We start from the raw sequence: 13,494 nt of genomic DNA on the forward strand, positions 1-13,494 counted from the left end.
TTACTCCCCTGCTAGCAACCGCAGGAATCGCCGGATTCGGCGGCCGCGGGCTTGCCAATCGACGGCAATCCCAGACCGACGCCGATGGGTGCGGTGGTAGGCGTTTCGCCGGCAGCAGACATGTCGCCGGCCTTGGTGCGGGTGTGGGAGGTCACGGCGGCGTCGGCAAGCAAGAAGAAGGAGCCCGCACCGGTGACCTGGGTATGCACCACATCGCCCGGGCGAATCTCCGCCGAAATATCCGTGCCGTCAGAGTCAACCGGGGTGAAATGCACTAGGCGGCCATCGCGGGCGCGGCCGGTCATGCGGTGGGTTTCATCGTTTTTGCGGCCGCCTTCGGCCTGCACCAAAAGCTCTACATCCGTGCCGATGAGCATCTTGTTTGCCTCGGCCTGGATGCTATCTTGCAGGGCAACGAGACGCTCGAAACGATCCTGGACGACCTCCTTGGGAATCTGGTCCTCCATTTCCGCAGCCGGGGTTCCCGGACGCGGCGAATACTGGAAGGTAAAGGCCGAGGCGAAACGAGCGCGGCGCACTAGCTCCATGGTGTCTTGGAAGTCTTCCTCGGTCTCGCCTGGGAAGCCCACGATGATATCGGTCGTGATTGCGGCGTGCGGAATCTTGTCCCGTACCTCGTCCAAAATCCGCAGGAACTTCTTGGTGCGGTAGGAACGGCGCATATCCTTAAGGACCTTGTCGGAGCCAGACTGCAACGGCATATGCAACTGCGGGCACACGGCCGGGGTCTCGGCCATGGCATCGATGACGTCCGAAGTAAACTCCGCTGGGTGCGGGGAGGTAAAACGCAGGCGCTCAAGGCCTTCAATCTTGCCTACCTCGCGCAGCAGCTTAGAAAAAGCGAAACGGTCACGCGGCGTATCGGGATCGGCGAAATTGACGCCATAAGCATTGACGTTTTGCCCCAGCAGGGTGACCTCGGATACGCCCTGATCTACTAGGGCTTTGACCTCGGCCAAGATATCGCCGGGCCGGCGATCCTCTTCCTTGCCGCGCAAGGAAGGAACAATGCAGAAGGTGCAGGTGTTATTGCAGCCTACAGAAACAGAAACCCAGCCGGCATAGGCAGACTCACGCTTGGCTGGCAAGACAGACGGAAAAGCCTCGAGGGAATCAACGATTTCTACCTGGGCTTCATCGTTGTGTCGGGCGCGCTCCAGCAGCGTAGGCAGGGCCGCCATATTGTGAGTGCCGAAGACAGCATCAACCCACGGGGCATTATCTAGGACGGTGTCCTTGTCTTTCTGCGCCAAGCAACCGCCCACAGCAATTTGCATGCCGGGATGATTTTCCTTTGTCTTCTTCAAGGCACCCAAGGTGCCGTAGAGCCGTTTATCGGCATTTTCGCGCACGGCGCAGGTATTGAAGACGATGAGATCTGGCTCCACGCCTTCGCCGGCGGCCGCGTAGCCGGCCTCCTCCAAGAGACCAGAGATGCGCTCGGAATCGTGCACATTCATCTGGCAGCCGAAAGTTCGGACTTCATAAGTACGGTTATCTGCGATTGTCTGCTCCACGTCGGCATAGTTTAGCCATGAAGCTAGGCATCTCATAACTGCCGGACTTAGCCATTCCGGCGCTACCCTGCCTTGGCCGTATCAGTCCTCTGCGCGCAGCTCCACGCACCGCGCGTCAAGGGCTGCGATTGCGATCTGCAGCGACATTCCTTCATTGAAGCCGCGGCGTGCCAGCACCCCCACAATGCGACGTAGGGCCTTGTCGCGCTCCTTGCGATCCTCCGGTACGGATTTAATGGAGCGAGCCTTCTTTTCCGCAAGGGCCTGTGCCATGGCTTCTTCATCGGCAGGGTCAATCTGCTCGAGCGCCTCAGCACGATCGGCCTCGCTCACGCCCTTTTCCCGCAATTCCCTGTTGAGAACCGAGCTGGACTTGCCGCGCCGCTTATGTCGTTGGCGCACCCACTCGTGTGCAAAAGCAGCGTCGTTCACCAGCCCCGCGTGGGCCAAATCATCCAGCACGTCCTCCACGACATCTGGCTCGAACTCGGCGTTTACTAGACGATCATAAAGCTCTTTCCGGGACCTAGAACGCTGATCCAAAAGACCCAGCGCCCGAGAGCGGACCTTGGCCTTAGCTTCTTCTGCCTCTCGATCAAAAAGCCCGCCCCTAGCTGCTCCATTCTCATAGGCTTCGAGGGCCTGTCGGAGTTGGGCGAGCTTTTCGGGGGCGGGCTGATTCATGATGCAGGTTCTAAAGGTACGCGGACTGTATGGGGACGGGTTAGACGATCTTAGTCGTCATCAAAATCGACGTTTGGAACGAGATCCACGGACTCATCGGTCAATGGGTCATCGGCACCAGGAACGTCCATCGCAGCGCCCTCCTCGCCTTCGGCCGCAGCCTCGCCGATACCGAGCTTCTGGAAAATCTTCTGCTCGATTTCATTAGCCAGATCCGGGTTATCCTTCAGGAAATTACGCGCCTTCTCCTTACCCTGGCCCAGCTGGTCGCCTTCGTAGGTAAACCAAGAGCCGGACTTGCGGATGAAGCCGTTTTCGACGCCAAGGTCAATGATGGACGACTCGCGAGAGATGCCTTCGCCATACATGATGTCGAACTCAGCAATCTTAAATGGTGGAGAGACCTTGTTCTTTACTACCTTGAGCTTGGTGCGGTTACCGATGGCATCTTGACCATCTTTTAAGGTCTGGATGCGGCGGATATCGCAGCGCACGGAAGAGTAGAACTTGAGCGCCTTACCACCGGTGGTGGTCTCTGGCGAGCCGAACATCACGCCAATCTTTTCCCGCAGCTGGTTAATGAAGATAGCGGTGGTACCGGAGTTATACAGGGCGCCGGTCATCTTGCGCAGCGCCTGCGACATCAAACGGGCCTGAAGGCCGACGTGGCTATCGCCCATCTCACCTTCAATTTCCGCCTTCGGGGTAAGGGCAGCTACGGAGTCAACGACGATGATGTCAATTGCGCCAGAGCGCACCAGCATATCGGCAATCTCCAAGGCCTGCTCACCGGTATCTGGCTGGGAAACCAAGAGGTTATCGGTATCCACGCCAAGCAGGCGAGCATACTGCGGGTCGAGCGCGTGCTCGGCGTCAATAAACGCGGCAATGCCGCCGTCCTTTTGCGCGGATGCAATAGCGTGCAGCGCAACAGTGGTCTTACCAGAAGACTCCGGGCCATAAATCTCTACGATGCGCCCGCGCGGGAAACCGCCAATACCAAGAGCGACATCGATTGCGGTATTACCGGAAGAAATGGCCTTAATCGGTGGGCGGTTGTCATCGCCCAGGCGCATCACAGCGCCTTTGCCGTAATCCTTCTCAATCATGGCCATTGCGGCATCGAGGGCCTTTTGGCGGTCATCTCCCTTAGAGGCGGCAGAAGAAGACTTCTTTTTGGTTGCCATTAACTTTCATCCTTATCTTTAACGACGATGTACTAACGCATTATTAGACTGCCGTGGAACTCAAACGGTTCCCTCCGTCAACGCCATCCCACTGTAGACGACTGCATCGACACTTCTGCCATCTTACATACATCTGTTCGAATTTCGAAAGTGAACACGCCAGTCCGCCGAATTCGACGGCGCTATAAAGTTGGGTAATCGACTCCCAACCTGCGCTCCTTCGGTACATCAAAGTCATCGCACAGGCTCAGCCAGACGCGACGCGGATCGACGCCGCGTTCGATAAGCTCATCGGGCGTTGCCCCGAGGTCGGGCAAGACATGAGAGTGGCTAATCCACTTTCCCTTAGACTCGCCAAATTCGTCCACAATGAGCTGGTGATACTCGGTCAATCGCATGCGCGCTATCCTACTCAGCACTTAAGCACGGGCGCCAGCGGTCCAGAAAGCGTCGATTGGGAGCCCGCCGCAATGGCCCTGCCTCACAGTTATCAGCCTTGGATGAACACCGTTCAAAACCCTCAATTGTCTGCAGTTTTCATGCAGTGCTAACCTCTTGAGCATGAAAAAGAACTCTCTGGCAACCACCATTGCCTATGTTGCCGTGTTTACCGCTCTCGTCATCGTCCTTGCCTTCGTGTCCATCCCCATCGGTTCGGCCGGCGTGCCCATCGTGCTGCAAAACGCAGCACTGATCCTCGCCGGCCTAATTTTGGGCAGCAAGCGCGGCGGATACGTGGGACTCCTCTTTTTGTTCCTGGGCCTTGCCCTCCCAGTTCTGGCAGGTGGCGGTACCACGCTCCGCGCACTGGCAGGCCCAACGGCGGGCTACATCATCGGCTATGTTCTCTCGCCAGCAGTCGCCGGCGCAATTGCCTACCGCTCCCCTAAGAACAAGGGCGGCATGGCGGTCATGCTTGCCATCGCTGCCGTTGCCGGCCTTGCCGTCCAATACATCTGCGGCGCCTTTGGTCTCATGATCCGCTCTGGCTTGGACATTGGTCCGGCCTTCGCCGCCCAATTGCCCTTCATTCCTGTCGATGCCGGAAAGCTTGTCGTTGCCGTCATCATCGCTCTCGGCGTTCACGCAGCCTTCCCTGATCTGATGGGACGAAAGGCCGCCTAGTGCCCACGATCGAATTTTCCTCAGTCTCGGTGGCTTTTGATGACACCGTGGTGCTCGAGGACATCAACCTCACCCTCACCGAACAGCGAATTGGCATTATCGGCCAAAACGGTGGCGGAAAATCCACCTTGACCAGGCTCATTAATGGGTTGGGCGAACCTAGTGAAGGTACGGTGACGGTGGACCAGATGGACGTCGCCAAGCAGGGCAAAAAGGTGCGCGAAAAGGTGGGGTTTGTCTTTTCGGATGCCGAAAACCAGATTGTCATGCCCAATGTGCGCGATGACGTCGCCTTTTCGCTCCGCCGCTTTAAGCTGCCCAAACACGAGCGCCTCGCCCGCGTGGATGCTGCCCTCGAACGCTTCGGACTCGCCGACTTTGCTGAGCGCTCACCGCACACGCTGTCTGGCGGACAAAAGCAGCTCCTTGCGCTGGCAGCGGTCATGGTCATCGACCCGATACTCATCATCGCTGATGAGCCCACTACCCTGCTGGATCTGCGCAACCGCGATCGAATCAAAAGAGAATTCGCGCGATTGGAACAGCAACTACTTGTGGTGACACACGATCTGGAATTTCTGCGCGATTTTGATCGGGTCATTTGCATCGATAACCACCGCATCGCCGCGGATGGCCGGCCGGCGGAGGTCATAGATTTTTACCAAGACCTCATGGCCCAGCGGCCGCTGTAGGGAGAATTCTCATGCAACGACGCACGAATCTCCCTCTTTCCGTCTACGTTGATGGCACCAGCTTTATTCATCGCATCAAGCCTAGTTGGAAGATCGCATTCCTCTTAGTCTTTATCCTGGTCACCAGCATCTTTTTCAAGTCCATTCCGTGGGCAGCAGGCGGCGTCATTTTTGTCGTCTTTCTCTATGCTTGCGCCCGGGTTCCACTGGGCATTGCGTGGAGTCAGATCTGGCCGCCTCTCTTTTTCCTAGTCCCCCTGGCAGGCTTTCAATGGTGGGCCAAGGACTTCGACTATGCGGCAGTGATGTTCCTCAATGTCTTCGCCGCTATGATGGCTGCCTTCTTGCTCACGCTGACCTCCACGGTCGATGAGATCATGGAGTCGCTGGAAGAGTCGCTGCAGCCCCTAAAGCGACTCGGAATACCGGTAGAAAACATCAGCTTGGCTATGTCACTGACTATTCGTCTCATCCCGTTGATGTTTGAAACCGTCTATGAAGTCCTAGATGCCCGCAAAGCGCGCGGTGCCGGGATGTCCCCGCTCGCATTTGGCACCCCGGTTATCATTCGCTCCATCCGGCGAGCGCGCGCCATGGGTGAGGCTTTGCAGGCCCGCGGCGTCGGCGACTAGCAGCAATAGTTATCGCCTCCCTTGCACCACCACATGATGGCCAAGGGAGGCGATAACTTTTTAAAAGACAGTCGAGGTTTTTACTCCCCACGCAACTCACGCAGACGGGCCTGTACAGCATCGTTGTTGGCACTGCCTGGCTGGGCAGCGCTGTCGGCAGCAGAGCCAGAAGCTTTATTGCCCTCAATGGCCTGAGCCTTATTGCTTTCCACGGACTTAGCAGAGTTCATTTCACTGCGAATCTGCTCCAAGCGGGAATGACCGGCCATCTGAATACCAGCTTGTTGTACCTCGGCCATGCGGTTTTCCACGGAGTTCTCAGCCAGCTCAGCCTGGCCGAGTGCCTTGGAGTAACGGCGCTCAATCTTATCGCGCACAGCATCCAGAGACGGCGTATTGCCATTGGCGCTCAACTCGTTCATGGAGTTCAAAGACTCGGAAACCTTTTCCTGCATCTTTGCCTGCTCGAGCTGGGAAAGCAGCTTGGAGCGCTCATTGACCTTTTCACGCAGCGCGGCATTGTTGCGCTGAACCGCATTCTTGGCCTTTTCTGCCTGCTGCAGTGCTTGGTCGTGCAGCTTCTTGGTATCTTCCACGGACTCCTCAGCCGTAACCAGCTGGGCAGCGAAGGCCTCTGCCGCGTTCTCGTACTCCACGGCCTTATTTTCATCGCCCTTGGCACGGGCCTGATCAGCCAATTCCAGAGCCTGGCGAGCATTGCCCTGCAGCTTTTCTACTTCTGCCAAACGGCGGTTAAGCTGCATTTCCAACTGGCGCTGGTTACCAATCACGGCGGCCGCCTGCTGAGACAGCTCCTGGTGCTGGCGCTGAGCATCTTCAATAGCCTGCTCGATCTGCACCTTCGGATCGGCGTTTTCCTCGATCTTATTATCGAAGAGAGCCATCAGGTACTTCCAGCCCTTAACAAATGGGTTCGCCATGGTGTGCTTCAACCTTTCTAGGTTAAAAATGTGCGTAATGTTCTGCTGCTTATACTAGCGAAGCGCTGTTTCCACCGCTTGCACTCCCCGCGGTCGCGGGCGCTTGCCGACGCCCCCCTTAACCACCACAGCCGCCCCCTCCTCGCGAGAGAATAGGCCGGCTGTAGACATAGACCGCTGTGTGCTAAAGCTCTGATGCGGCAGGTGCCGTATGGGCAAGCTCCTCATCCATGGAGGGCAGAGCCATATAACCGGCGGCTTCAATCAGTACATCAGAGACCGAGCAATCTAGCGCGTGGCACACAGACGCAAGGAGCTCAGAGGAGACCTCCTTGCGGCCGCGTTCGAGCTCTGAAAGGTAACCCGGCGATACGCGGGCCACCCCGGCCAATTCGCGCAGGGTCACTCCCTTGTCCGCGCGGAAGGCGCGCAGCGTCAACCCAAGAGCCTCACGCAAAAGCGGCTCAGGGGTACGAGCAGTGGCGGGCGCCGCTGGTGCAACAGCGCCGTTTACCGGGTGTTCGAGGACAGCAGTAGAAGTGTTCATCACTATAGTCAACGCTCCTTGTCTCGCTATTGTTCCCGCAGTGCCGGATTTTCTTCCACAGTTGAGCACAGGAGACGCAAGGCGGCTGCGACCGTGGCCTCTCTGATTTCGTTTCGCTCTTTCCCCAACCCGGAAAGCTGTTGGGAAAATCCGACTCCGCTAGGAGAAAAAATTCCGATATAAACCGTGCCCGCCGGCTTGCCTTCTTGTAGGTCTGGTCCTGCCACTCCGGTAAGGCCTATCCCCCAGTCCGCACCGGTTTCTGCCACCGCCGCGCGCGCCATTGCAAGGGCAGTCTCCCCAGAAACCACACCGGCTGCTTCGATATCGGCTACTGGTTGGTGCAAAAAGTGGGATTTCACCTCGGTGGCATATGTTATAAGCCCTCCGCGCAACACGGCCGAAGCTCCAGGGACAGAAGCTACCGTGGCGCTGGCCAACCCGGCAGTAAGTGACTCACAAAAGGACAAAGTCTCGCCGCGCTCGGTGAGTTCAGATACGAGGCGGGCCGCCATGGAGCTCATGAACTACCTAGCTATTCTGCTTCTTGCCGTCGATAAGGTACTGCACGCCGGTAACAACGGTCACCACTGCGGCCAAGAGCATCACTAGGAAGGTTGGAACGTTCATCCACTCCGGCAAGGGCCACAGATACAGCCCGACTGCCAAAGATTGCAATACAGTCTTCAGCTTGCCGCCCTTCGAAGCAGGAACGACCTTGCCGCGGCGCAACAAAACCATACGCCAGATGGTGATACCGAACTCACGGATGAGAATGACCACGGTAATCCACACTGGCAGCACCCCAATGATATTGAGGCATACCAGTGCGGTAGTCATAAGCGCTTTATCCGCGATGGGATCAGCAATCTTGCCAAAATTGGTGATAAGGCCACGGGCACGTGCGATGTCCCCGTCGAGCTTATCTGTCAGCATTAGGGCCGCAAATAGGCCAAAAGCCCACCATTCATGGCCGGCAATAACTAGCCATGCGAAAACCGGAATGAAAAGAATGCGCAGGCTGGTGAGAATATTTGGCAGGTTCCAATTGGATACCTGTGGATTCACATCCGAGGATTGCGCTGACTGTGTTCCGGGTTGATTCACGTTATACATACTACCTGTTAGCACCAAGCACCTGCGCTTGGATGCCCCTGCATTTTAAAATGCGAAGCATGAAGTATTTTGCTGTTAGCTACGACTACAACCCCAAGAATCCTGAGATTGCTAAGGCCCGCCCCGCGCACCGCGAGTTTACCGCGCAGCTTTTTGAGGAGGGCACCATCATTGCCACTGGCCCGTTGACGGATTCCAAGGGCGGCGCGCTCATCATCGTGGGGCTTGCCGACGACGCCGTGGTCGCCGACGCCATCGCCCTCATGGACCAAGACCCCTTCTACCAGGCCGGCTGCATTACCGGCCGCAGCTTCCGCGAATGGAATCCCGTTAACGCCTGCTTCTAGTGCGGTAGCTCTTCCTTGGGCAGGTCTTCGGCCTTGCCCAAGAATTCGCCCTTCTTGTTGCGGACGATCTTATTGCCTTCCTCGTCCCAGTCGAAGTGATTGTGCGATACCGGCACTCCGCCTTGGTTCTCATCGCGCTTGTTTTTAATAATCGAGGCGATAACCGTAATAACCAGTACGCCCACAATCACGATAAGTGAGGTAATAGTGGAAAATTCTGGGATAGACTCCACGTTCTCGCCGCCGTTTACAAACGGCAAGTTATTCTCATGCAGCGCATGGAACATGAGCTTCACACCGATGAAGCCCAAGATGATGCCCAAACCATAGGGCAGGTACACCAGGCGATCCAGCAGGCCATCCAGCAGGAAGTACATCTGGCGCAAGCCCATGAGGGAGAAAGCATTGGTGGTAAAAACCAAGAACGCTTCTGAGGTAATGCCGTAGATGGCTGGGATGGAGTCGAAGGCAAACATCACGTCGATAAGGCCAATGGACACCAACGCAATAAATAGCGGGGTGAACGCGAATTTCCGCTTGCCCGAAGAATCTTCTACGCGGTGCGTGAGCTTATCGCCGTGGTAGCGCGGGGTGACGTGGACTACCTTGCGGATCAGCTTGATGATGCCCATGTCATTGGGATCGGTTTCGGGGGCGTCGCGGATCTCATCGACGATGAGCTTGATAGCTGTGTAGATGAGGAATATCGCGAACAGGTAGAAGATATCGGACCATGCCGCGATGACCGCAGCACCCAAAAGGATAAACACCAGGCGGCATGCCAAGGCAATGACGATACCGATGAGCAATACCTTTTGTTGGTACTTGCGCGGGATCTTGAAGGCGCCCATGATAAGCGCGAAAACAAAGAGGTTATCTACGGATAGCGCCTTCTCTGTCACGTAACCCGTGAGGAATTGGATGCCGTGCTCGTGATCCCAAATGGCCCACACACCGGCACCAAAAAGTAAAGCGATACCGACATAGAATAGGGTCCAGAACCCGGATTCCTTCAGCGTCGGCTCGTGCGGGGTGCGCACGTGGGAGTAGAAATCGAAAACAAAGAATCCAAGAATGACGACGATGGAAATCGCCCAGATCCACAATGGCACATGCATTGGTACATCCCTCCGGTCGAAGATACAACAAAGTGACCGGAGGTCTCCCCCGCCCGGCTAGATAGCTGCAGCCAGGCCGGCACGACCGGGAGCATAACGCTTCCGTGCTGACGATCGGTGCCGAAGGATGGGGTACTCCCCTCCAAGACTCGTCCAACCTTACACGATCTTAGAAGGCACCTGTCGAAGGGTTATACGTTGCCTGGACGGTACGGGTGTCGCCAGCATCGCCCTGCGGGGAGGAATCGGAGCCTGCGGAAGAGTCGGGATCGGAAGTAGCGGCAGCTTCGTCCTCCTCTTGCTGCTGCATCTCCTCCTGAATTTCCTTTGGCGCCTCGGCAGGGTCGGCGCCCTTGATCATCCAGATGATGGTATCGAGCTCTTCCGGCTTCACTAGGACCTCGCGAGCCTTGGAGCCCTCGGATGGTCCGACGACGCCACGAGATTCCATCAGGTCCATGAGACGACCGGCCTTGGCAAAACCGATGCGCAGCTTGCGCTGCAGCATCGAGGTCGAGCCCAATTGGGCGGTGACCACCAGCTCGACGGCTTCGAGGAGGTCGTCCATGTCCTTGCCAATTTCCTCATCGATTTCCTGCTTGGCCTCGGATTGCTTCTCCTCAGTCACGCCCTCGGTGTAGTTCGGCGCGGCCTGCGACTTGGCGGCATCGACAACCGCCATGACTTCATCATCCGAGACGAATGCGCCCTGCATACGCACAGGACGCTTGCCCTGCGGAATGAAGAGGCCATCGCCCATACCAATGAGCTTTTCCGCGCCACCCTGGTCCAAGATAACGCGAGAGTCCGTCAGTGAGGACGTCGCGAAGGCCAAGCGTGAAGGCACGTTTGTCTTAATCAGACCGGTCACCACGTCAACGGACGGGCGCTGGGTCGCCAGAACGAGGTGAATACCAGCCGCACGCGCCTTCTGGGTGATACGGACGATGGAGTCCTCAATCTCCTTTGGCGCAGTCATCATCAGGTCCGCCAGCTCGTCGACTACACAGACGATGTACGGGTACGGACGTACCTCGCGCTCGGAGCCTGCCGGTGCCTGGTATTCGCCGGAGACCACCTTGCGGTTATAGTCCTCAATCTTGCGCACGCGAGCAGCCTTCATATCCATGTAGCGCTGCTCCATCTCCTCCACCAGCCACTGCAGGGCTGCTGCGGCCTTCTTCGGCTGGGTAATGATGGGCGTGATCAAGTGCGGAATGCCCTCGTACGGGGTAAGTTCCACCATCTTCGGGTCCACCAGGATGAGGCGAACCTGCTCAGGGGTGGCTCGGGTTAGCAGCGAGACCAACATGGAGTTGACGAAAGCGGACTTACCGGAACCGGTAGCACCGGCGACCAGCAAGTGCGGCATCTTTTGTACCGAGAACGAGGTGTATTCGCCTTCAATGTCCTTGCCCAAACCGATGAGCATGGGATCCGGCGAGCTAGTCATGCTCGGCGCATCAAGCACCTCGCGCAGGTGCACCATCTCGCGGTCCGGGTTCGGGACCTCAATGCCGACGGCCGACTTGCCCGGGATCGGCGTGAGCAAGCGCAGATTATCCGTGGCCACGGCGTAGGCCAGATTGGACTGCAGGTTCGTAATCTTCGATACCTTGACGCCTGGTCCCAGCTCGATTTCATAACGGGTGACTGTTGGGCCACGGCTAAAGCCGGTTACCTGGGCATCGACCTTGAACTCTTCGAAGACATCGGTGATGGCCTCAATGATGCGGTCATTAATCTCCGTGCGCTCCTTTGCTGGAGTGCCCGGAGTCAGCAGGTCCGTGGTGGGAACCGCGTAATTCTCATTGCCAAACTGCGCGGCCGGCGCAGGTGCAGCAGAGGTACCCGTTTCCCTTGCGGCCTCGGCCGCAGGCTCGGTGGAGTCCACCTGTGCACCGGTCGTAGCGTCGCGTCCGGAGCGCTCACGGAAGAGTTGGCGGGCCTTCTCGTGTGCGGACGAGACCGCATCAGCGCCTCCTTCCACCGCGGATCCAGCAGCGCCTGCAGCTGCACCGACTGCTGCAGCGCCAGCGGCACCGGCAGCACCCGCAGCAGCAGTCTTTGCTGCGCCACTTGCTGCTCCCGCAGCACCCGCGGCACCCGCAGCCGCACCAGCGGCCGAGCCAATGGCGGTACCGGCGGTACCCGCTGCCGTAGCCGAGCGAGTGGAAGGAGAAGTGGGACGTTGACGAGTAGTGCCCAGCACTCGGGTCGGTTCCGGATGTCCGGAGTCAGGTTGTGCTGGCGATGACGCAGCGGCGTCGTCTACCACCGGGATCTCATCGGTATCCCCAATATCGCGGGAGACAGGCTTTTCAGCGGCGTTAGACACGGACTGGAACCCGCCACGCGTCGGTGCACTAAAGGCGCGGGTGGCCTGTTCCTCCTCTGCTGCAGCAGGGGAATCCACCGGGTAAGAAGAACCACGCGGGGCGGGGTCTTCAGTGGGGCGTCGGAAAGCGCGCAGGCTTCCACCACGCTCAGAGGAACGACGCTTGGCCACAGGTCGTGCTGGGCGCTCGCTGCGCTCACGGCCTTCCGCGATGTCATCAATATCGCCAGTCACGTGGCCGTAGAGGTCATCGCCCTCTTCGTCGTAATAGTCTTCATCCGTACCACCAAAGCGGGAGAAGGCCGCAGCAATGGCATCAGCCACCAACTCATAGGCCTCGCGGATAGTAATGCCGGTGACCAACAAGGCTCCGTAAATAATGACGAGGAACAGCAACGGCACGGCGACGAAGGAGGTGAAGGCCGTCTCCAGCAGGCCGCCGATGGCGTAGCCGATTACACCGCCGGCGCCACCGGCGCTGTCCGGGGTAAAGCCAAGCTCAGGGGTGCCAGCAAAGATGTGAATCAAGCTGAGCATGGCAAGGACGATGATGCTGATACCGCCCACAATGCGCGGTTTAAAGTGCCCCGCTGGGCCGGAGATATCCATCATCAAGGAGATGGCCAAGGCCACCAGTGCCACCGGCAGCACCCAGGCGCCTGCACCAATGACATAGCGGACGATATTGCCCACCCAGGCGCCTACCTGGCCGGCAACCCCAAACCAGACGGTAGCGGCAAGCACGATGGCGATGCCGATTAAAACGAGTGCCACCGCATCAGGATTTTTCACCTGAATACCGCGTGATTCTTCCTCGCTTGCTTCCATCGTAGAAAGCTCTTCTTCCGCGGCTACATCGCGCGCCCGAGTAACCTTGCTCTTCTTCTTTTTCTCCCCGCGTGCAGAAATTTCTTCCGGCTCCCTCGTCGTCTCGTACTCCTCGGTGTCATATATGTCTTCGCTGGGCTTGAGCCCGGCCACGCCATGGCTTACACCCCGCGCCATATTTCCCATGCCGCGGGCCGTGGCACCAAAGGCAACGCCCAAGCCCTTGCCGACGGCCCGGAACGCACTGCCCGTACGCTCCTGCGAGGTCGCCGCCGCGCGCCGATGCGAAGACGTCATAGCCAAGGTTTCCGGCATGCCAGCACCGGACCGGCTGCGGCCCGACGGCCGTGAACGATTCGACTTTCGGCGCGTTCCGCGCGAAGAGGCATTTTTGACAGACA

At 58.0% G+C, this 13,494-nt stretch carries 14 protein-coding genes; 4 read left to right on the forward strand and 10 right to left on the reverse strand.

Annotated elements, in window-relative coordinates; translation table 11 throughout:
• Window positions 1-11: 11 nt before the first annotated feature.
• The 4 genes from miaB to ACKFRX_RS07790 form a co-directional block, all read right to left on the reverse strand.
• Window positions 12-1,574: a tRNA (N6-isopentenyl adenosine(37)-C2)-methylthiotransferase MiaB gene (gene miaB, locus ACKFRX_RS07775; protein ID WP_408919893.1), complete on the reverse strand. Its 1,563-nt coding sequence runs from the start codon at window positions 1,572-1,574 to the stop codon at window positions 12-14.
• A 45-nt stretch (window positions 1,575-1,619) separates the two neighbouring features.
• The gene (gene recX / locus ACKFRX_RS07780; protein WP_408919892.1) at window positions 1,620-2,222 is read right to left on the reverse strand and encodes a recombination regulator RecX; all 603 of its coding nucleotides are present in this window, start codon (window positions 2,220-2,222) and stop codon (window positions 1,620-1,622) included.
• 50 nt (window positions 2,223-2,272) lie between these two features.
• Complete coding sequence (recA, locus tag ACKFRX_RS07785; RefSeq protein WP_005328639.1) at window positions 2,273-3,409, reverse strand: recombinase RecA; 1,137 nt, start codon at window positions 3,407-3,409, stop codon at window positions 2,273-2,275.
• Window positions 3,410-3,591: 182 nt separating this feature from the next.
• The gene (locus tag ACKFRX_RS07790) at window positions 3,592-3,807 is read right to left on the reverse strand and encodes a DUF3046 domain-containing protein (RefSeq protein ID WP_005325117.1); all 216 of its coding nucleotides are present in this window, start codon (window positions 3,805-3,807) and stop codon (window positions 3,592-3,594) included.
• Window positions 3,808-3,970: 163 nt separating this feature from the next.
• On the opposite strand from ACKFRX_RS07790, the gene ACKFRX_RS07795 reads away from it, so the two are divergent.
• Genes ACKFRX_RS07795 through ACKFRX_RS07805 form a run of 3 tightly spaced genes read left to right on the forward strand, consistent with a single transcriptional unit; the run spans window position 3,971 to window position 5,858 of the window.
• A complete protein-coding gene (locus tag ACKFRX_RS07795) occupies window positions 3,971-4,534 on the forward strand; it encodes a biotin transporter BioY (RefSeq protein WP_408919891.1) in 564 nt (187 codons plus the stop codon).
• Window positions 4,534-5,226 carry an energy-coupling factor ABC transporter ATP-binding protein gene (locus ACKFRX_RS07800; RefSeq protein WP_250408366.1) on the forward strand — a complete coding sequence of 231 codons (693 nt, stop codon included), beginning with the start codon at window positions 4,534-4,536 and terminating at the stop codon, window positions 5,224-5,226. Before ACKFRX_RS07795 ends, ACKFRX_RS07800 begins: the two co-directional genes overlap by 1 nt.
• An 11-nt stretch (window positions 5,227-5,237) precedes the next feature.
• Entirely contained in the window at window positions 5,238-5,858 is a 621-nt protein-coding gene (locus ACKFRX_RS07805) for an energy-coupling factor transporter transmembrane protein EcfT (RefSeq protein WP_250408364.1), read from the forward strand.
• An 80-nt stretch (window positions 5,859-5,938) separates the two neighbouring features.
• On the opposite strand, the gene ACKFRX_RS07810 is transcribed toward ACKFRX_RS07805, so the two are convergent.
• The 4 genes from ACKFRX_RS07810 to pgsA form a co-directional block, all read right to left on the reverse strand.
• Window positions 5,939-6,799, reverse strand: a complete 861-nt coding sequence (locus ACKFRX_RS07810) for a PspA/IM30 family protein (RefSeq protein WP_200435530.1) — start codon at window positions 6,797-6,799, stop codon at window positions 5,939-5,941.
• Window positions 6,800-6,983: 184 nt separating this feature from the next.
• The gene (locus ACKFRX_RS07815; protein ID WP_005325127.1) at window positions 6,984-7,346 is read right to left on the reverse strand and encodes a helix-turn-helix domain-containing protein; all 363 of its coding nucleotides are present in this window, start codon (window positions 7,344-7,346) and stop codon (window positions 6,984-6,986) included.
• A gap of 26 nt (window positions 7,347-7,372) precedes the next feature.
• Window positions 7,373-7,870 carry a nicotinamide-nucleotide amidohydrolase family protein gene (locus tag ACKFRX_RS07820; RefSeq protein WP_150851271.1) on the reverse strand — a complete coding sequence of 166 codons (498 nt, stop codon included), beginning with the start codon at window positions 7,868-7,870 and terminating at the stop codon, window positions 7,373-7,375.
• A gap of 7 nt (window positions 7,871-7,877) precedes the next feature.
• Complete coding sequence (pgsA, locus tag ACKFRX_RS07825) at window positions 7,878-8,462, reverse strand: CDP-diacylglycerol--glycerol-3-phosphate 3-phosphatidyltransferase (protein ID WP_005325132.1); 585 nt, start codon at window positions 8,460-8,462, stop codon at window positions 7,878-7,880.
• 59 nt (window positions 8,463-8,521) lie between these two features.
• Here pgsA and ACKFRX_RS07830 point away from each other — a divergent pair, with 59 nt between their 5' ends.
• The gene (locus ACKFRX_RS07830; RefSeq protein ID WP_150851272.1) at window positions 8,522-8,809 is read left to right on the forward strand and encodes a YciI family protein; all 288 of its coding nucleotides are present in this window, start codon (window positions 8,522-8,524) and stop codon (window positions 8,807-8,809) included.
• Here the strand turns inward: ACKFRX_RS07830 and ACKFRX_RS07835 are convergent.
• A complete protein-coding gene (locus ACKFRX_RS07835; protein WP_408919890.1) occupies window positions 8,806-9,927 on the reverse strand; it encodes a TerC family protein in 1,122 nt (373 codons plus the stop codon). The genes ACKFRX_RS07830 and ACKFRX_RS07835 overlap by 4 nt on opposite strands.
• A gap of 169 nt (window positions 9,928-10,096) precedes the next feature.
• Entirely contained in the window at window positions 10,097-13,408 is a 3,312-nt protein-coding gene (locus ACKFRX_RS07840; RefSeq protein WP_408920060.1) for a DNA translocase FtsK 4TM domain-containing protein, read from the reverse strand.
• Window positions 13,409-13,494 lie beyond the last annotated feature (86 nt).

The sequence above is a fragment of the Corynebacterium tuberculostearicum genome (assembly GCF_046097465.1).
GTDB lineage: Bacteria > Actinomycetota > Actinomycetes > Mycobacteriales > Mycobacteriaceae > Corynebacterium > Corynebacterium tuberculostearicum_I.